The organism is Ralstonia sp. SA306 (assembly GCF_054792405.1).
Genome location: NZ_CP096451.1, coordinates 983,461 through 1,001,614, shown reverse-complemented (window position 1 = coordinate 1,001,614; position 18,154 = coordinate 983,461). Strand labels below are relative to the sequence as shown.

General features: G+C 62.5%; 17 protein-coding genes. 6 read left to right on the top strand and 11 right to left on the bottom strand.

The features are described from left to right. Positions 1 to 37: 37 nt before the first annotated feature. The 5 genes from M1D44_RS04715 to M1D44_RS04695 all read right to left on the bottom strand — a co-directional run bounded on the left by M1D44_RS04715 (position 38) and on the right by M1D44_RS04695 (position 6,329). Positions 38 to 1,042, bottom strand: coding sequence for an NAD(P)H-quinone oxidoreductase (locus M1D44_RS04715; protein WP_024975288.1), 1,005 nt, complete (start codon positions 1,040 to 1,042; stop codon positions 38 to 40). 39 nt (positions 1,043 to 1,081) lie between these two features. Continuing rightward, positions 1,082 to 2,035, bottom strand: a complete 954-nt coding sequence (locus M1D44_RS04710) for an HAD family hydrolase (RefSeq protein ID WP_024975287.1) — start codon at positions 2,033 to 2,035, stop codon at positions 1,082 to 1,084. A 100-nt stretch (positions 2,036 to 2,135) separates the two neighbouring features. Beyond that, on the bottom strand, positions 2,136 to 4,304 hold the full coding sequence (gene pnp, locus M1D44_RS04705) for a polyribonucleotide nucleotidyltransferase (RefSeq protein WP_024975286.1): 2,169 nt from the start codon (positions 4,302 to 4,304) through the stop codon (positions 2,136 to 2,138). 332 nt (positions 4,305 to 4,636) lie between these two features. Then, entirely contained in the window at positions 4,637 to 4,906 is a 270-nt protein-coding gene (gene rpsO / locus M1D44_RS04700) for a 30S ribosomal protein S15 (RefSeq protein ID WP_012436069.1), read from the bottom strand. Positions 4,907 to 5,069: 163 nt separating this feature from the next. Then, positions 5,070 to 6,329, bottom strand: coding sequence for a branched-chain amino acid ABC transporter substrate-binding protein (locus M1D44_RS04695; protein WP_037031504.1), 1,260 nt, complete (start codon positions 6,327 to 6,329; stop codon positions 5,070 to 5,072). Positions 6,330 to 6,489: 160 nt separating this feature from the next. Between M1D44_RS04695 and M1D44_RS04690 the strand changes: the two genes are divergently transcribed. After that, positions 6,490 to 6,957, top strand: a complete 468-nt coding sequence (locus M1D44_RS04690; RefSeq protein ID WP_316854181.1) for a hypothetical protein — start codon at positions 6,490 to 6,492, stop codon at positions 6,955 to 6,957. A 244-nt stretch (positions 6,958 to 7,201) separates the two neighbouring features. On the opposite strand, the gene M1D44_RS04685 is transcribed toward M1D44_RS04690, so the two are convergent. The 6 genes from M1D44_RS04685 to M1D44_RS04660 all read right to left on the bottom strand — a co-directional run bounded on the left by M1D44_RS04685 (position 7,202) and on the right by M1D44_RS04660 (position 14,059). Beyond that, a complete protein-coding gene (locus M1D44_RS04685) occupies positions 7,202 to 8,743 on the bottom strand; it encodes a 2-isopropylmalate synthase (protein ID WP_004630827.1) in 1,542 nt (513 codons plus the stop codon). 314 nt (positions 8,744 to 9,057) lie between these two features. Continuing rightward, a complete protein-coding gene (gene pssA, locus M1D44_RS04680) occupies positions 9,058 to 9,930 on the bottom strand; it encodes a CDP-diacylglycerol--serine O-phosphatidyltransferase (protein WP_024975283.1) in 873 nt (290 codons plus the stop codon). Positions 9,931 to 9,943: 13 nt separating this feature from the next. After that, on the bottom strand, positions 9,944 to 10,591 hold the full coding sequence (locus tag M1D44_RS04675) for a phosphatidylserine decarboxylase (RefSeq protein ID WP_024975282.1): 648 nt from the start codon (positions 10,589 to 10,591) through the stop codon (positions 9,944 to 9,946). A 147-nt stretch (positions 10,592 to 10,738) separates the two neighbouring features. After that, positions 10,739 to 11,755 carry a ketol-acid reductoisomerase gene (gene ilvC / locus M1D44_RS04670; protein WP_004630832.1) on the bottom strand — a complete coding sequence of 339 codons (1,017 nt, stop codon included), beginning with the start codon at positions 11,753 to 11,755 and terminating at the stop codon, positions 10,739 to 10,741. A gap of 55 nt (positions 11,756 to 11,810) precedes the next feature. Further along, the gene (gene ilvN, locus M1D44_RS04665; RefSeq protein ID WP_021195003.1) at positions 11,811 to 12,302 is read right to left on the bottom strand and encodes an acetolactate synthase small subunit; all 492 of its coding nucleotides are present in this window, start codon (positions 12,300 to 12,302) and stop codon (positions 11,811 to 11,813) included. Further along, positions 12,302 to 14,059, bottom strand: coding sequence for an acetolactate synthase 3 catalytic subunit (locus tag M1D44_RS04660; RefSeq protein WP_024975281.1), 1,758 nt, complete (start codon positions 14,057 to 14,059; stop codon positions 12,302 to 12,304). Before M1D44_RS04660 ends, ilvN begins: the two co-directional genes overlap by 1 nt. Before the next feature lie 359 nt (positions 14,060 to 14,418). On the opposite strand from M1D44_RS04660, the gene M1D44_RS04655 reads away from it, so the two are divergent. The 5 genes from M1D44_RS04655 to M1D44_RS04635 all read left to right on the top strand — a co-directional run bounded on the left by M1D44_RS04655 (position 14,419) and on the right by M1D44_RS04635 (position 17,938). Next, positions 14,419 to 14,985 (top strand): RNA polymerase sigma factor, encoded by a 567-nt coding sequence (locus tag M1D44_RS04655; RefSeq protein WP_024975280.1) that lies wholly within the window; start codon positions 14,419 to 14,421, stop codon positions 14,983 to 14,985. Further along, positions 14,982 to 15,422: a DUF3619 family protein gene (locus M1D44_RS04650; protein ID WP_024975279.1), complete on the top strand. Its 441-nt coding sequence runs from the start codon at positions 14,982 to 14,984 to the stop codon at positions 15,420 to 15,422. The genes M1D44_RS04655 and M1D44_RS04650 overlap by 4 nt, the downstream gene beginning before the upstream one ends. Before the next feature lie 11 nt (positions 15,423 to 15,433). Next, entirely contained in the window at positions 15,434 to 16,267 is an 834-nt protein-coding gene (locus M1D44_RS04645; RefSeq protein ID WP_439004781.1) for a DUF3106 domain-containing protein, read from the top strand. 99 nt (positions 16,268 to 16,366) lie between these two features. Beyond that, positions 16,367 to 16,891, top strand: a complete 525-nt coding sequence (locus M1D44_RS04640; protein WP_316854179.1) for an RDD family protein — start codon at positions 16,367 to 16,369, stop codon at positions 16,889 to 16,891. 30 nt (positions 16,892 to 16,921) lie between these two features. Next, positions 16,922 to 17,938 carry an esterase/lipase family protein gene (locus tag M1D44_RS04635; RefSeq protein ID WP_439004782.1) on the top strand — a complete coding sequence of 339 codons (1,017 nt, stop codon included), beginning with the start codon at positions 16,922 to 16,924 and terminating at the stop codon, positions 17,936 to 17,938. Positions 17,939 to 18,154 lie beyond the last annotated feature (216 nt).

Here is an 18,154-nt window from a genome sequence, read left to right as displayed (position 1 = left end):
CGGCGGCAAAAACGGGGTCAATTTTGACGTCTTAGAGTCAATCCCAAACCAACATAATCTTGCCGATGTGAGCACTCGATTCCATCAAGGTATGCGCCTGGGCCGCCTGTGCGGCCAGTAAGACCTCATGCACGACCGGCTTGATGCGCCCGGACACGAGCAACGGCCAGACCGTCTTATACAGATTGGCCGCGATGGCCGCCTTGAATGCAACCGGACGCGGACGCAGCGTCGAGCCCGTCAGCGTAATGCGCCGGCGCAGGATGTCGCCCAGTGGCACCTCGGCCTTGGCGCCGCCCAGCAACGCGATCAATACGATGCGGCCGTCATCGGCGGTGCAGGCAATTTCGCGCGCGACATAGCTGCCGCCGACCATGTCGAGCACCACGTCGGCGCCGCGTCCTGTCTCGGTCTTGACGATTTCGACGAAATCTTCGGTCTTGTAGTTGATGGCGCGCGTGGCGCCGAGTTCGACGCAGGCCTCGCACTTGTCGGCGCTGCCCGCAGTGGCGAACACGCGGTGACCCAACGCAGACGCGATCTGAATCGCCGTCGTGCCGATCCCGCTGGAGCCCCCCTGCACGAGCAGCGTTTCATCGGCGCCGTGTGCGCCCTGCCCCAGCAAGCCGCGGTCGAACACGTTCGACCACACGGTGAAATAGTTCTCCGGCAATGCAGCGGCTTCGATATCGGACAAGCCGGCCGGCACGGGCAGCACTTGGCCCAGCGGCGCTGTGCAGAACTCCGCATAGCCGCCGCCTTGTACCAGCGCGCAGACGCGATCACCCACCTTCAGGCCGTAGCGATTGTCGGCGTGCGCCAGATCGCCACTGACGATCTCGCCAGCAACTTCAAGCCCCGGAATATCGGAGGCGCCGGGCGGCACTGGATAGTTGCCCGTCCGCTGGAACACATCAGGCCGGTTCACGCCCGCTGCACGCACGCGGATCAGTACCTCGCCGGCCTTGGCCTCCGGCATCGGGCGCTCGCCCAGCTTCAAGACTTCGGGGCCACCGTATTGGGTGATTTCAATCGCTTTCATGGGAATCGGATCGATGAGGGTTACGACGCTGCGCGTGAGTTACGAGACGCTACGCTTCGGTTCGACAAAGTGCTGCGGAATGCCGCGCGTGGTTTCGCGCATGATTTCTTGTTTGCCGTGAACGATGCCGTCGGCGATCTTGCCGATATGCAACTTGAGCCACATCTCCGTCGGCGAGCCGGCGCGATAGTCGGCCGGGCCGAGCATGTCGACGCGATCATCGGCACGCAAGTTGTCGGCCTGCTCGAACGAGCGCGGACTCTCTGGGTTGTAGACAGCATAGGTGCGACCACCGCCCTTGCGCGCGACCGAAAACGCCGGAATATCGCTCGGCCCATCAGCCACATAGATCATGTTGGCGAACGGCACGCGGCGCTCGTCCTCGGCAATCGACGAATTCACACTCACCGCTTCCGGGTGCTTGTTGACGCCCTTGTTGATCTCAAACAGTGCGCGCGTCTTGGTGGTGTTGTCGATGGCGTAGATGATTTCCGAGACGACCTGCCTGCCATCAGCGTTGGCGTCGGGCGCCTCAAGGAATTCACAGCCCCACACGCCGTCGATGTATGGGGCGATGGGCGAGCCCTTGATCATCTCCGTCAGGCCCGTGCTGACGATGTAGTGCTCAAGCTTGATGTCGAACGCTTGGTAGGTTGCGTTGTCGCGCACCCACGCTTTGCTGCGCTCGAAGAAATCGGTCACGCCGGGGAAGAATTCGAGTTCGGCGCCCAGTTCACGGAGCGTGGCATTGTCGAGGCCACCCATGCGGCCGTCGCGCACATGGCGCAGCAGCACGTTGAGGTAGAACGTTTCGTGGTTGACCTTCTGGCCGCGCGATTCGATTTCGCGCGAGCCTGCGGCCACCTCGTCCCAAAAACCCTGCTCGGCGATATTGAAGCGATCGAACAGCGGCACTTGCATGTAGCGCGGGATCAGCGTCTTGTCGAAATCCCAGACGATGGCGATGCGATTTTGCTCGAACAGGCGGCTCATGATGGGGCGCGAAGGGGCAACGGGAGGAACTCGCGACGCAGTGTAAACAAAAAAACGGCTGGACATCGTCCAGCCGTTTTTCTTAGCGGAAACCGCCCGCTTACTGCTGCTGTTGCTGCTGTTGTTGCGAGGCAGCGTCGTCAGCACCCGGTGCTTGCGGTGCAGCGGCCGGCACGTCGCCTTCTTCAGCCTTGGCAGCCTTGATCGACAGACGCATGCGGCCCTTCTCGTCGGTGCTCAGCAGCTTCACGCGCACAGCCTGGCCTTCCTTCACATAGTCGGAAACCTGGTTCACGCGCTCATTGGCGATTTCCGAGATGTGCAGCAGACCGTCCTTGCCCGGCAGGATGTTCACGATTGCGCCGAAATCCAGCAGCTTCAGCACGGTGCCGTTATAGATCTTGCCCACTTCGGCTTCTGCCGTGATGCCTTCGATGCGGCGCTTGGCTTCTGCCATGCCTTCCGACGACGTCGACGCGATGGTGATCGTGCCGTCTTCCTGGATGTCGATCGTGCAGCCGGTTTCCTTGGTCAGCGCCTGGATGGTCGAACCGCCCTTGCCGATCACGTCGCGGATCTTCTCCGGATTGATCTTGACCGTGATCATGCGCGGAGCGTGCTCCGACAGCTCCGTGCGTGCGCCGCCCATGGCTGCCTGCATCTTGCCCAGGATGTGCAGACGGCCTTCCTTGGCTTGTGCCAGTGCCACCTGCATGATTTCCTTGGTGATGCCCTGCACCTTGATGTCCATCTGCAGTGCGGTAATACCAGCGTCGGTACCAGCGACCTTGAAGTCCATATCGCCCAGGTGATCTTCGTCACCGAGGATGTCGGTCAGCACTGCGAACTTGTTGCCTTCCAGGATCAGGCCCATGGCCACGCCGGCCACGTGCGCCTTGATGGGCACGCCAGCGTCCATCAGCGACAGCGAGCCGCCGCACACCGAAGCCATCGACGACGAACCGTTCGACTCAGTGATTTCGGACACCAGACGGATCGTGTAAGCGAATTCATCGTCCTTCGGCAGCACCGGGATCAGTGCGCGCTTGGCCAGACGGCCGTGGCCGACTTCGCGGCGCTTCGGGCTTCCCACGCGGCCGGTTTCGCCCGTGGCGAACGGCGGCATGTTGTAGTGAAGCATGAAGCGGTCACGGTACTCGCCTTGCAGCGCGTCGATGATCTGCTCGTCGCTCTTGGTGCCCAGGGTGGCCACCACCAGCGCTTGCGTTTCACCACGCGTGAACAGGGCCGAGCCGTGCGCACGCGGCAGCACCGACGAGCGGATCTCGATCGGGCGCACCGTGCGGGTGTCGCGGCCGTCGATACGCGGTTCGCCGCTCAGGATCTGACCGCGCACGATCTTCGATTCCAGCTCAAACAGGATGTTGTCGACTTCCACGCCGTCGGCTTCCACACCGGCCTCGGCCAGCTTAGCGGCAACCGACTTGTAGACTTCCTTCAGCTTCTGGCTGCGGGCCGACTTCTGGCGCAATTGGTAAGCAGCTTGCAGATCAGCCAGGCCGAGTTCGGACACCTTGGCGACCAGCGCTTCGTTCTTCGGAGCCGCTTGCCAATCCCACTCAGGCTTGCCGCCGTCGCGCACCAGTTCGTGGATCGCGTTGATGGCGATCTGCATTTGCTCGTGGCCATACACCACGGCGCCCAGCATGACTTCTTCCGACAGTTGCTGCGCTTCGGATTCGACCATCAGCACGGCACGCTCGGTACCGGCCACAACCAGGTCCAGATCGGAATGCGCGAGTTGCGCACGGTTTGGGTTCAGCAGGTACTGGCCATCCTTGTAACCCACGCGGGCAGCGCCCACCGGGCCATTGAACGGCAGACCCGACACAGCCAGCGCAGCCGAAGCAGCGACCAGCGCCGGGATGTCGGCCGGCACTTCCGGGTTGATCGACAGCACGTGGATGACGACCTGGACTTCGTTGTAGAAGCCTTCCGGGAACAGCGGACGCAGCGGACGATCGATCAGGCGCGAGGTCAGCGTTTCGTTTTCCGACGGACGGCCTTCACGCTTGAAGAAGCCACCGGGAATCTTGCCCGCAGCGTAGGTCTTCTCGAGGTAATCGACGGTCAGCGGGAAGAAGTCCTGACCCGGCTTCGGGTTCTTGGCGCCCACCACGGTAGCGAGCACGACGGTGTCGTCCATGTCGAGCAGCACAGCGCCGCTCGCCTGGCGGGCGATCTCACCCGTTTCCATGCGGACCTTATGGCCGCCCCACTGGAATTCTTTGACGATCTTGTTGAACATGTTTTCTCCTGTTCGGTATTCGCGGCACCGACGATTCAAAGTCGATTTCCATTACGCCGCGACAAACACGTTCCGGAAGACGGTGCGGTTGCAGAGGTGTGTTTTATGCCATTCCAGCGCCGCGCTGGCACCAACGCCGCGCTGGAATGACACAAGGCCCTGCTTCCTGCCGCCTCCGGTCCATGGCAGCCGCCTCATCGATTGAATCGGCCGGCTGCCATCACTCACCGGTTGCCCGGCGCGGCCACAAACGCGGCCGCCAAAAACAAAATGCCTGCATCAGCACGCTGACGCAGGCACTTTTCATCACGCGCAGTGCGTGATACCCACCATTACTTACGCAGACCCAGCTTTGCAACCAGCGCGGTGTAACGGTCAGCGTCCTTGCTCTTGAGGTAGTCCAGCAGACGGCGACGACGGCTCACCATGCGGAGCAGGCCGCGACGGCTGTGGTGATCCTTCATGTGCGCCTTGAAGTGCGGCTGCAGTTCGTTGATGCGGGCAGTCAGCAGTGCAACCTGCACTTCCGGGCTACCCGTGTCGTTGGCGCTGCGGCCGTTATCTTTGACGATGTCTTGCTTCTTGATGTCAGCGACGGACATTTTGATTCCTTTGACTTGCGGACACTGCAGCGCCTGAATAGCCGCCGTTGGTGCCGTGTTGAACAATGATCTTGCTACCCACCCGATCCAAAACCGGTCTGGACAGCAAGACCGCGATTATAGCCCAGAACCCCGCCCTGACGACAGTTCTGTGTCATCCCGCTCAGTGGCGCACCATTTTGCAAGTTGTCGGCAAAGCGGTTTGCGAAGCAGGAATCACTTTGAGCGTACGAAAACCGTAGCCGGAGCCCTCGATATCGAAGGGCGCACCAAGCGTACCCGCCCGCTCCATCTGCGTGACGATAAGCGGCTGTATGGCCTGATGATCGTCCGCTCGCAAGGTGACGCGGTGGAAGCCGTTGTCCAGCGATGCGCCTTCCAGCGCACGTGCCACGGCGGTGGCCTCCGTGGTACCGGCCCGCTCGATGGCAGCGGCCAGCATGTCGATCATCATCTGGTCGCGCAGCAGTGGGTAGTCGTCGGCGGGTGCCGGATAGCGGGCACGGAAGGCCCTATAGAACGCATCGGACTTGGCGCCACCCAGGTTCGGGTGCCACTCTGCCACGGCCACCACGCGACCGACGCCGGCTTCGCCCATCGCGCCTGGTGCGCCGAGCGAGTTGCCATAAAACGTAAAGAAGCGCGCCTTGAGCCCGGCATCTCGTGCGGCCTTGACGAGCAGCGTCAGATCGTTGCCCCAGTTGCCGGTGATGACCGTATCCGCACCCGACGCGGCAATGCGCGCCACATACGGCGCAAAGTCCTTCACCTTGCCGATCGGGTGCAGAACCTCGCCCACGATCGCTATGTCCGGCCGCTTCTCACCCAACTGCTGACGCGCCGATTGCGCCACCTGGCGACCGAACGTGTAGTCCTGCCCAATCAGATAGACCCTTTTGATCGCCTTGTCCGCGCGAATCACTTCCGTCAGCGCGTGCATGCGCATATCTGCCGACGCGTCGAAGCGGAAATGCCAGAAGCTGCATGCCTCGTTGGTCAGCGCCGGATCGACGGCGGCGTAGTTCAGGAACAGCACGCGCGCGTCCGGATGACGGTCGTTGTGGCGCGAAATCGACGTCGACAACGCAGCCGCAGCCGCCGAACTATTGCCCTGCAGAACGAAACGGATACCCCCGTCCGTAGCGGCTTGCAATTGCAGCAACGATTCGTCGACGGTGTTTTTACTATCGAAGCGCACGAGCGCAAGCGGATGACGGCCATCGGGCAGCTTCACACCGCCGCGTGCATTGACGTTCTCAATGGCCATGCGCAGATTGCGATCCACCGCCTCGCCCGCATTGGCAAACGGGCCCGACAGCCCTTCAATCAGCGCCAGCCGGATTGGCGCTGCTTCAGGCTGGGCAGTTGCCGCGCCACACAACCCTACAGCCGCCAGCGCGGCCACAAACCAACGAAACACCATGGCAAATCTCCGTGAAGCGCGGATGGTAAAGCGCCGTTGCATGTCGGCACAAGCCAGCACCACTCGCACGGGCTCCTACACTGAAAGCCCCGGGAGAATCATTGTGAGCATTCGATCAATATGGCGGAGCGCGGCGCTGCTCGCTGTAGCGCTGACATCAATGTGCGCGTGTACCGTGCTGGCGCCCATACAAACGGGCGAGGCACTGGTCGGCCAACCTGCTTCTGCCGTGGAAGCCCGCTTTGGCAAACCGCCCGAGAGGTATCCGCGTGCGAATGGCGGCACGCGCTGGCTATATCCAACGCAGCCCTATGGGCAATTCACATATGCCGCTGATTTCGATGCGAGCGGCAAGCTTGTCTCATTCCGGCAGATTCTGACCACAATGGATTTTGCGCAGATCCGCGTCGGCACAGCGACGCGAGCTGACGTGCTGCAGACGTTCGGCAAGCCCGAAGAGACCGCCTATTTCCGGCTGATGAATCGGCAGGTGTGGTCGTATCGCTTTAGGCACGAGGGCGTGTGGCCATCGCTGATGAACTTCTATTTCGATCGCGACGGCATCGTGCGCCTCACGCAGGTCAGCCCAGACCCGATGTACGACCACGATCACGATTCCAGTCGGTAAGCCAGCGCTAAACGCCAGAACGGCAACATCCACGCGAGGCGCATCGCCTGGCGTGGACATTCGGGTCGGCCATGTCGTGGATCGCACAGACATCGCTCTCAAAGACGGCTGGCATGGCGCACGCTCCTGACGTGTCCAGTGCCGCCGCACCCGCTTCGCGTTCCGGTGGATAACCGGGTGCGCGCTCAGTGGTGATCGTGTTGGGGTCTGGGCTGACTCCTGCGTGTGTTGGTAAAACCCGCGATCAGATCTGCGGGTTGAGTTTTTCGCTGCTCTTGTCCTGCAGCTTGTTCAGTGCGGCAAGGTAAGCCTTGGCCGAAGCCGCAACGATGTCCGGATCGGTACCCACACCGTTGACGATGCGGCCCGACTTGGACAGCCGCACCGTCACTTCGCCCTGCGCCTGAGTGCCTGTCGTGATGGCGTTAACCGAATACAGCAGCTGCTCGGCGCCACTGGCGACCTTGCTCTCAATCGCATTGAGCGTCGCGTCAACCGGGCCATTGCCCTCCGCTTCGCCCGTCACTTCCTTGCCGTCTGCAACGAAGACGATGCGCGCGTGTGGACGCTCACCAGTTTCCGAACGTTGGGCCAGCGACACGAACCGGAAATGCTCGCCCTCGCTGTGCTGTGCTTCGTTCGAAACGATGGCGACGATGTCCTCATCAAAGATCTCGGCCTTTTGATCAGCCAGCTCCTTGAAGCGGGTGAAGGCTGCGTTCAGTTCGGCTTCTGAGTCGAGCTCAATGCCCAGTTCCTGCAGGCGCTGTTTGAACGCATTGCGGCCCGAGAGTTTGCCCAGGACAATCTTGTTGGCTGTCCAGCCCACGTCTTCGGCACGCATGATTTCGTATGTGTCGCGCGCCTTGAGCACCCCATCCTGGTGGATGCCCGAAGCGTGCGCGAACGCGTTGGCGCCCACGACAGCCTTGTTCGGCTGGACGACAAAACCGGTGATCTGCGAAACCAGCTTGGATGCCGGCACGATCTGCGTGGTATCGACACCAACGTCGAGATTGAAGTAGTCGCGACGCGTCTTCACGGCCATCACCACCTCTTCGAGGCTGGTATTGCCGGCACGCTCGCCCAGGCCGTTGATCGTGCATTCGATCTGGCGTGCGCCGCCCAGTTTGACAGCGGCCAACGAGTTCGCGACCGCCATTCCAAGGTCGTTATGGCAATGCACCGACCAGACCGCCTTGTCGGAATTCGGGATGCGCTCGCGCACCGAGCGGATCAGCGCGGCATAACCTTCCGGCACCGCGTAGCCCACCGTATCCGGCAGGTTGATGGTGGTCGCGCCCTCGGCGATCACGCCTTCCAGTACGCGGCACAGAAAATCCATGTCGGAGCGGCTGCCATCTTCCGGCGAGAACTCGATGTCGTCGGTGAACTGGCGCGCGAAGCGCACCGCCAGGCGCGCCTGCTCGTACACCTGATCCGGCGACATGCGCAGCTTCTTCTCCATGTGCAACGCCGATGTAGCGATGAACGTGTGGATACGAAACTGGCCGGCCGGCTTGAGCGCCTCAGCGGCGCGGGAAATATCGCGGTCATTCGCACGGGCCAGCGAGCAAATGCGCGAATCCTTGACCGACTGGGCAATCGCGCGGATCGCCTCGAAGTCACCGTTGGAGCTGGCCGCGAAGCCGGCTTCGATCACGTCCACCTTGAGCCGCTCAAGCTGCTTGGCGATGCGGATCTTCTCTTCCTTGGTCATCGACGCCCCAGGGGACTGCTCGCCGTCGCGCAAGGTGGTATCGAAAATAATGAGTTTGTCGCTCATGGCGGCTCCTGGTGGGGTGACGTTTTTGGCGTCGGTCTTAGTGGGTGTCTCGAATGGTTTTTGCGGCGCAGAATGCAAAACGCCCCGGCGTGCATGGTTGCAGGCCGGGGCGCTGTGAATCCTGGTTCGCGAAAACTTGGCGGTTTCTGCTTGCCTTGTCTTGCGATTTCCTATGCGCGTGTCCCGACCTGACGACCTAGTAGGCCACCAATCGAGACTAGCGTAATCAGAATGGAAATCGGGCGCGAAAGCATGCGATCGACTATAGACGAATTCAAAAATCGGCGCAAGCGCACATTGGTGCAGCGCATCGGTCACTCATGCGCATCGCCCGACGCTTGTTTGGGCAAGCGCGGACTCCCCTGTTGCCCGTGCAGCGCACGCCAGCCCCACAGCAAGTAGCCCGATACAGCGTAACCAACAAAGAGGCCGAACAACGCAACCGGCGGATCGCTCGATATCACCACGAACAACACCAGCACGAGCACCATCACGCCAAATGGCACGCGGTGACGAACGTCGAGCGCCTTGCCGCTGTAGAACGGCGCGTTCGACACCATCGACAGCCCTGCATACAGCGTCAGCCCGAAGGCCACCCACGGCATCCACAGCTCTTTGACCGGCAGCTTGTTGTCGATCGCCAGCCAGACAAAGCCCGCGATGAGCGCTGCGGCTGCCGGGCTCGGCATGCCTTGGAAGAAGCGCTTGTCGACCGACCCGATGTTGGTATTAAAACGCGCGAGGCGCAGTGCGGCGCCAGCGCAATACACGAACGCCGCAAGCCAGCCCCACTTGCCCAGATCGCGCAGGATCCATTCGTACATGACCAATGCCGGCGCAACGCCGAACGACACCATGTCCGATAGCGAATCGTATTGCTCGCCGAACGCGCTTTGCGTATTGGTGATGCGGGCGACTCGGCCATCCATGCCATCGAGCACCATCGCCGCGAAGATGGCGATCGCAGCCGTCTCAAAGTTCAGGTTCATCGCCTGCACGATGGCGAAGAAGCCAGCGAACAGCGCTGCGGTCGTGAACGCGTTGGGCAACAGATAGATGCCGCGACGGCGCGGACGCACGATCTCAAGATCGTCGTCATCCGAACGCGGCTGGTTGTGCCGCAGCGGACGCAAGTGCGTCACGTTGCCGGCGGTAAAACGCTTCTTGCGTCGGTTGAACGCGGGCATGGCGGCCTCCGAATCAGTCCAGCTCAGCAAGCACCGTGAGCGTGGCGGACACTTTTTCGCCGATGGTCACGCGCGGGCGTGCCGTCAGCGGCAGGTACACATCAACGCGGGAGCCAAAGCGGATGAAACCATAGCGTTGGCCACGCGTGAGCGCTTCGCCTGCCTTGGTATAGCAAAGGATGCGCCGCGCGATCAATCCAGCCACCTGCACCGAAGTGACGAGCTGGCCATCAGCACGGCGCAGCACGATGGCGTTGCGCTCGTTTTCGAGCGACGCCTTGTCCAGGTCCGCATTGACGAATTTGCCAGGGAAGTATTGCACCTGCTGCACCGTGCCATCGACCGGCGCGCGGTTCGAGTGCACGTTGAACACGTTCATGAACACGCTGATCTTTAGCGAGTCGCGATCGGCATACGGGTCACGCACCTGCTCGACGGCGACAATGCGACCATCGGCCGGGGACAGAATCGCATTGGCTTGCGTTGGCACGGCGCGGGCCGGATCGCGGAAAAACTGCAGCACAAACAGCGTCAGCACCCAGAACGGCCAAGCCCAGCCGAAGCCGGCGGCGGCCTGCACGATGAGCGTGACGATGAAAATCCCGCCCAGGTACGGCCAACCCTCGCGGGCGATGATGGGATGCGGATACGTGTTGTTCAAATCAGACCTCGACAGCGTCTTGAAGGAAATGCGGCATTCTAGCCGACACGGGGCCGCGCCAGCACTTGAAACAATGTTTGGCGCCTTGGAATCAGCATAAAAAAAAGCCAGCCCGAAGGCTGGCTTTCTCGCACAGGATGCAACCGATCAGTTCTTCGTCTGGTCAACCAGCTTGTTCTTGGCGATCCAGGGCATCATCGCGCGCAGCTTGGCGCCAACTTGCTCGATCTGGTGCTCTTCGGTCAGGCGGCGGCGCGAGATTAGCGTCGGTTGGCCTGCCTTGTACTCCAGCAGGAAGCTCTTGGCGTATTCGCCGGTCTGAATGTCCTTCAGGCATTGCTTCATGGCTTTCTTGGTCTCTTCCGTCACGACGCGCGGGCCAGTGACGTACTCGCCGTATTCGGCATTGTTCGAGATCGAGTAGTTCATGTTGGCGATGCCGCCTTCATAGATCAGATCGACGATCAGCTTCAGCTCGTGCAGGCACTCGAAGTACGCCATTTCCGGAGCGTAACCAGCTTCCACCAGCGTCTCGAAACCAGCCTTGATCAATTCGACGGTACCGCCGCACAGCACAGCCTGCTCGCCGAACAGGTCGGTTTCGGTTTCTTCGCGGAAGTTGGTTTCGATGATGCCGGCACGGCCGCCGCCGTTGGCGGTAGCGTACGACAGGGCGATATCACGTGCGGCGCCCGACTTGTCTTGGTGCACGGCGATCAGGTGCGGCACGCCGCCACCTTGCGTGTACGTGCCACGCACGGTGTGGCCCGGAGCCTTCGGTGCGATCATGATGACGTCCAGGTCCGCGCGCGGGATCACGGCACCGTAGTGCACGTTGAAGCCGTGGGCGAATGCCAGTGCAGCGCCCTGCTTGATGTTGCCGTGCACTTCGTTCTTGTACACGTCGGCGATCTGCTCGTCCGGCAGCAGGATCATGACAACGTCGGCTTCCTTCACAGCCTCGGCCACTTCCTTGACCTGCAGGCCGGCGTTGACGGCCTTGTTCCACGACGCGCCGTTCTTACGCAGACCGACCGTCACCTTCACGCCCGAGTCGTTCAGGTTCAGGGCATGGGCGTGGCCTTGCGAGCCATAGCCGATGATGGTGACGTTCTTGCCCTTGATCAGGGAGAGGTCGGCGTCCTTGTCGTAAAACACTTTCATGGTGATGTCCTAATTTTCAAATATCGATGGAGTCCGGCAGCACGCACGCGCCGGTTCAAACCTTCAGAATGCGCTCGCCGCGGCCGATGCCCGAGCCGCCCGTACGGACGGTCTCAAGAATGGCAGTGCGATCGATGGCATCGAGAAACGCGTCGAGCTTGCTGCCGTTGCCGGTCAGCTCGATCGTGTAGGTCTTCTCGGTCACGTCGATGACGCGGCCGCGGAAGATATCCGCCGTACGCTTCATCTCCTCGCGCTCCTTGCCGACTGCACGCACCTTCACGAGCATCAGCTCGCGCTCGATGTGCGCACCTTCGGTCAGGTCGACGACCTTGACGACTTCCACCAGGCGGTTCAGGTGCTTGGTGATCTGCTCGATGATGTCGTCCGAACCGGTCGTAACGATCGTCATCCGCGACAGCGACGCGTCCTCGGTCGGAGCGACCGTCAGCGTCTCGATGTTGTAGCCGCGCGCCGAGAACAGCCCCACCACACGCGACAGTGCGCCGGCTTCGTTTTCCAGCAGGACGGAAATGATGTGACGCATTACAGGTCCTCCGCGCCGAGCAGCATTTCGGAAATGCCCTTGCCTGCCTGGACCATCGGCCAGACGTTTTCGGTCGGGTCGGTCTGGAAGTCGAGGAACACGGTGCGATCCTTCAGTCGGAAAGCTTCGCGCAGCGCGGGCTCGACGTCAGCGGTCTTTTCGATGCGCATGCCCACGTGACCATACGATTCGGCCAGCTTTACGAAGTCGGGCAGCGCCTGCATGTAGGAATGCGAGTAACGGTTGTCATACTCGATTTCCTGCCACTGGCGCACCATGCCCAGGTAGCCATTGTTGAGCGAGCAGATCTTCACCGGGGTGTTGTACTGCAGGCAGGTCGACAACTCCTGGATGCACATCTGGATCGAGCCCTCACCGGTAATGGTGACGACTTCCTTGTCCGGGAACGCCTTCTTGATGCCCATGGCGTACGGCAGGCCCACACCCATCGTGCCCAGGCCACCGGAATTGATCCAGCGGCGCGGCTCGTTGAACTTGTAGAACTGCGCGGCCCACATCTGGTGCTGACCGACGTCGGAGCAGACGAAAGCGTCGCCGTTGGTCAGTTCCCAAATCTTCTCGACCACGTACTGCGGCTTGATGATCTCGGAATTGCGGTCGTACTTCAGGCAATCGACGCTGCGCCACTGTTCGATCTGTTCCCACCACTTGGCCAACGCCGTCTTGTTCGGCTTGGCTTCGCCGGACTGGATCTGGGCAATCATCTCCTGCAGCACGTCCTTGACGTTGCCGACGATGGGGATGTCGACCTTCACCCGTTTGGAGATGGACGACGGATCGATGTCGATGTGGATGATCTTGCGCGGCTGCGACGTGAAGTGCGCCGGGCTGCCGATCACGCGGTCATCAAAGCGCGCACCGATGGCGATCAGCACGTCGCAGTTCTGCATCGCCATGTTGGCTTCGTACGTGCCATGCATGCCCAGCATGCCCACGAACTGCTTGCTCGTGCCCGGGAATGCGCCCAGGCCCATCAGCGTGTTCGTGACCGGGTAACCCGTCAGCGCAGCCAGTTGGCGCAGCTCTTCGCTGGCCTCGGCAAGCACCACGCCGCCACCGGAGTAGATGTACGGACGCTCGGCCTGCAGCAGCAGGCTCACCGCCTTACGGATCTGGCCGGAGTGCCCCTTGTTGACGGGGTTGTACGAGCGCATCTCGATCGTCTTCGGATACTCGTACTTGCACATCTCGCGCGAGACATCCTTCGGGATGTCCACCACCACCGGGCCCGGACGGCCGGTCGAGGCGATGAAGAACGCCTTCTTAATGGTCGAAGCAAGGTTGCGCACGTCCTTGACCAGGAAGTTGTGCTTGACGATCGGTCGGGTGATGCCGACGGTGTCGCATTCCTGGAAGGCGTCCTGTCCGATGGCGTGCGTCGGCACGTTGCCGGTGATGATCACCATCGGGATCGAATCCAGGTAAGCGGTGGCGATGCCGGTCACGGCATTGGTCACGCCCGGGCCGGAAGTCACGAGGGCGACACCGACCTTGCCCGTGGCGCGCGCATAGCCGTCAGCCGCATGGACTGCCGCCTGTTCATGGCGCACCAGGATGTGTTCGATCTTGTTTTGCTTGTAGAACGCGTCGTAGATATAGAGCACCGCGCCGCCGGGGTAACCCCAGACGAACTCGACGCCCTCTGCCGCGAGCGCATTGACGAGGATGTCAGCCCCCATCATGTCGGCAGATGAACCGCTATTGGCGTGGGAAAATTCCGCGCTTGGCATATTCATGTCAGTCCTTTGCAATTTTCGGCAAAAAATTGTTTGGATGCTCTCTACCGGGCTTGTGGCGCGGATTTGAGCGGTGCGCGTCTGCATGGATGGTCCGCCTGATGGGCGGCCAGATGAGACAAACCACAGATGTTGTGAACCGGGAATAATACTGCAATGCCGCATGGCGGTCCAGCGTCGGCGCGATTCCCCACTCCTGGCGGCCCGCCCGACCGTTGGACTGTCCGCGGAGCCGCATTTTTGCTAGCATCGCAACATTTTTCACGGCCAAGGCCGTTGACGCCGCGCGGCGTGATCATCACATCCTGTGAATGTGAATTTTCGCGTGGCTGCCTCACAGGATTCGCACCCGCCGTTGTATGGCCTCTGAACAGGAACTGTCGGCCTTTCTCTCAAGCGTCGAGAAACGCGCCTTCAAGCAGGCGGTCTTCGCGGTGCGCGACGACGATGCCGCGCTTGATATCGTGCAGGACGCCATGATCAAGCTGGCCGAGAAATACGGCGACAAGCCGAGCGCCGAGCTACCCCTGCTGTTCCAGCGCATTCTGCAGAACACGATTCACGACTGGTTTCGCCGCTCCAAGGTGCGCAACACCTGGGTGAGCCTGTTCTCCAGCTTCCGCACGGACGCTGAGGGCGACGACACCGACCCGCTTGAACTGATCGAAAGCGAAGCCGGCACCACAGCGGCGGAAAGCAGCGCCGACAAATTCGAGCGCTCGCAGATGCTGGAAATCCTGGAACGCGAAATCGAGAAGCTGCCCACACGTCAACGGGAGGCCTTCCTGATGCGTTATTGGGAGGACATGGATGTTGCCGAGACAGCCCAGGCAATGGGCTGTTCCGAGGGCAGTGTAAAGACGCACTGCTCGCGGGCAACACACGCCCTGGCCCAAGCGCTGCGGGCGCGAGGGATCCGACTATGAACAAGGTAGAACTCCGAGAACGCCGTTTTGTGCATGCCGTCCGAACCGCTCTGAATGAGTCGGCCGGACAGTTGCCGCCCGACGTACGCGACCGCCTCGCAGCGGCGCGCCGGACAGCGCTTGCGCACAAGAAAGCGGAAGTGCCCGGCACAGTGCGCTCGCCCGCCTTGGCGATGCCGGGCGTCGGCTCCGTGTCTTTCGAGACGGAAGGCGAAGCGCCGTCGCCGCTGCAACGCGCCGCCGCAGTCCTGCGTCGCCTCGGCCTGCTGTGGCCGACCATCGCTCTGGTGGCGGGCCTCGCAGGCATTTATCAGTGGCAACAGCAGCAACGCGTGGACGAGCTCGCGGAGGTCGATGCCGCGATGCTGCTCGATGATCTGCCGCTGGCCGCTTACGCCGATCAAGGCTTCCATCAGTACCTCAAGCACGATCAGTGAAAGGCTGATCGATGAGCAAATTCCAGCACACCCCCGGCCAATCACCGCGAGGCGCAAAGACCCTGTGCCTACGCGCCAGCATCGTCGCGTTGATCGGCGCTGCCGGCCTGATGGCGGGACTGGCGATCGCGCAGGTTCCGGCCGCTTCGGCGCCTGCAGCGGCGCCGGGCGTGACAGTCAATGCGCCGGTTGATCTGCCGACACCGCCCGCAACCAATCCGCTACCCGCCGTCCACCCGAACTGGGCCGAGTTGACCATCGTGCAGCAGCGCATCTTCGCGCCGCTGGCGCCCGAATGGAACAGCCTGCCAGAACTGGCCCGCCAAAAGTGGTTGCAGATCGCCCGGGCATATCCGAAATACACGCCGGCTCAGCAGCAGCGCCTGCAAACGCGCATGGCGGATTGGGTCAAGCTCACGCCGGAGCAACGCCACCGCGCTCGTGAGAATTTCCAGACCACCAAGTCGCTTCCGGTGCAGAAGAAGAGCGAGGCCTGGCAGAGCTATCAGCAACTGACGGAAGAGCAGAAGAAAGCGCTGGCTGCCGCGGCCAAGGCGCAAAAGCATCCGACAGCAGTGACGGCGCTGCCGGGCGGCGCAAGGTTGGCGAAGGACGCGGCCAAATCGATCCATCACGGTGCGCGCACCAAGCCAGGTACGACCAAGTCGGCGCCGACGAGCAAGCCGACAGCCACGGCATCCGCGCCGGTTGCAGCCCATGCGCCCGAACCTGCCGCTACGGCACCTGCAAGCGCGCCGCTCACGCCTGTACACCCTGTTGCACCGTCCACCACCACCGGTGGAGAATCCGGCAATCCGCCACCCTCCACGGTGCTGGGCGGCTGAGGCCGGCAAACCCTTTGGCATAATCCGAACCACGTGCCGCACGACACCCAGCGCGCCGGCACATGATGGACTGCGCTGACGGCGCTCACACTCTGTTCGATGGCCACCTCCGTTTCCTCATCTCCACCCGTTGCGGCACCTGATCCGATTGCCGCGCCCACGCTGCGCCGCCGTCTTGCCGCGATGCTCTACGAGGGCCTGCTGCTGTTTGGCGTGATGTTTGGCGCCACGGCTGTCTTTCTGCTCCTGCGCCTAATCGTGCCGCCCCTGGCGCGCACCGGCGATGTGGGGCTGCAGGTGTGGGGCTTTTTGGCGCTCGGTCTGTACTTCGTTTGGTTCTGGCGCAAGCGCGGCCAGACGCTGGCGATGCAGACGTGGCGCATGCGCGTGGTCAACGCCGATGGATCGCGTATTTCGCTGGGGCGCGCAGTTGCGCGCTATCTGCTGGCGTGGATATGGGTGGCCGCGGCAGTCGGCGTGATCCACCTGAGCGGAGCGTCCCGCTGGGCCGGCGCGGGTGTCGCTCTGGCGTGCCTGCTGGCTTGGGGCGCGCTGGCGTGGCTCGATCCGCAGCGCCAGTTCCTGCACGATCGCCTGGCCGGCACGCGGCTGGTGCGCGACTGATCGGTTTCACGCTCGGCGGCGACCTCCACCATGACGCGCGCCGATCTGCCCACCTCGCCTGTTCCCCTCGCCTTCCTGACCGCGGCCACTGCGCGCCGCATTGCCGTGGCGCTGCAGTGTGCGGCAACGCTGGCGGTTGGCTGGGCGGCGCATTACTGGGGCGGATGGAGTTGGCCGACTGCAAGCCTGCTCGCTGGCGCGGCGCTGGTGCTGGGTTATCTCCTTTCGGTCGGATGGGCGTTCCTGGTGTCCCTGAAGAGCCTGGGCACCGCGATACCGGACGACCCCGTGTGGGACCGCATGCCCGTGCCGCGTACGCATCGTATCGGCGTCGCCGGCTTCATGGGGTGTTGGCTGCGCGAATGTGTATCCGTAGCGTGGATGTTCAATGTGCTGCAACCGTTCCGGGCGCACGCTGCGTTCCAAGCGCCGGCGGGCGATGGCAACCGCGTGCCTGTGCTGATGATCCACGGCTACGGCTGCAATCACGCGGTGTGGTTGCCAATGCAGCAATACGTGGCCGCCGCCGGGCACCCCACGGATGCCATCGATCTCATGCCGCTGCTGGGCGACATCGACGACTACGCCCGCGACATTGCCGCCGCCGTCGCGCGCCTGACGCGCATGCATGGCCGTGCGCCCGTCCTGCTCTGCCACAGCATGGGCGGGCTCGCCGCCCGAGCGCTGCTGCGCCAATCGGAGCCCTGCCCCATCGCCCACGTCATCACGCTCGGCACGCCGCATCGGGGCACCGCGATGGCGCGTACGGGGCGCGGCCACAACGTGCGCCAGATGGCTTGGGCGAGTCCTTGGCTGCGCCAGCTTGCAGCGTCCGAAACGCCTGACGTGCGCGCACGCATCACGTCGATTTTTTCGTGGCACGACTCCATCGTCGGCCCGGCCGGTGCGTCCTGGCTGGAAGGCGCGCGTCACATCCCGTTTGGGGGCATCGGCCATGTGTCGCTGCTATGCGACGCCCGCGTGCGCGACGCTGTGCTGACGGAACTCGCCCGCATTGAAGGCCTCTCCGCGATCTCATCGGCCTGAAACGCGCGCCCGGCGCAGGTCTCGGGCGCAAGCCCACCCCCTTCTCGGCAAACACGTCATGTGACGGTCATGTTTCTGACACGGCTCTTTCATGCAGCGATGGCGAAATCCGTCCAACGCAGCCTCTGTTGCCGACATGGTCCTGCCAAATCTGCCATCGCGCCCTGGTTTCCTCCGCCGCCTCGCGCAACGCTTTCGCGCTGCTCCCCTCACCGG

Bases quoted from the DNA above. Each gene is read 5' to 3' on its own strand.
- M1D44_RS04635 (WP_439004782.1), top strand. From the start codon at position 16,922: ATGACGCGCGCCGATCTGCCCACCTCGCCTGTTCCCCTCGCCTTCCTG.
- pssA (WP_024975283.1), bottom strand. From the start codon at position 9,930: ATGCCCGCGTTCAACCGACGCAAGAAGCGTTTTACCGCCGGCAACGTG.
- M1D44_RS04690 (WP_316854181.1), top strand. From the start codon at position 6,490: ATGTGCGCGTGTACCGTGCTGGCGCCCATACAAACGGGCGAGGCACTG.
- M1D44_RS04660 (WP_024975281.1), bottom strand. From the start codon at position 14,059: ATGAATATGCCAAGCGCGGAATTTTCCCACGCCAATAGCGGTTCATCT.
- M1D44_RS04640 (WP_316854179.1), top strand. From the start codon at position 16,367: ATGGCCACCTCCGTTTCCTCATCTCCACCCGTTGCGGCACCTGATCCG.
- ilvC (WP_004630832.1), bottom strand. From the start codon at position 11,755: ATGAAAGTGTTTTACGACAAGGACGCCGACCTCTCCCTGATCAAGGGC.
- M1D44_RS04650 (WP_024975279.1), top strand. From the start codon at position 14,982: ATGAACAAGGTAGAACTCCGAGAACGCCGTTTTGTGCATGCCGTCCGA.
- M1D44_RS04685 (WP_004630827.1), bottom strand. From the start codon at position 8,743: ATGAGCGACAAACTCATTATTTTCGATACCACCTTGCGCGACGGCGAG.
- M1D44_RS04655 (WP_024975280.1), top strand. From the start codon at position 14,419: ATGGCCTCTGAACAGGAACTGTCGGCCTTTCTCTCAAGCGTCGAGAAA.
- rpsO (WP_012436069.1), bottom strand. From the start codon at position 4,906: ATGTCCGTCGCTGACATCAAGAAGCAAGACATCGTCAAAGATAACGGC.
- ilvN (WP_021195003.1), bottom strand. From the start codon at position 12,302: ATGCGTCACATCATTTCCGTCCTGCTGGAAAACGAAGCCGGCGCACTG.
- M1D44_RS04710 (WP_024975287.1), bottom strand. From the start codon at position 2,035: ATGAGCCGCCTGTTCGAGCAAAATCGCATCGCCATCGTCTGGGATTTC.
- M1D44_RS04715 (WP_024975288.1), bottom strand. From the start codon at position 1,042: ATGAAAGCGATTGAAATCACCCAATACGGTGGCCCCGAAGTCTTGAAG.
- M1D44_RS04645 (WP_439004781.1), top strand. From the start codon at position 15,434: ATGAGCAAATTCCAGCACACCCCCGGCCAATCACCGCGAGGCGCAAAG.
- M1D44_RS04695 (WP_037031504.1), bottom strand. From the start codon at position 6,329: ATGGTGTTTCGTTGGTTTGTGGCCGCGCTGGCGGCTGTAGGGTTGTGT.
- pnp (WP_024975286.1), bottom strand. From the start codon at position 4,304: ATGTTCAACAAGATCGTCAAAGAATTCCAGTGGGGCGGCCATAAGGTC.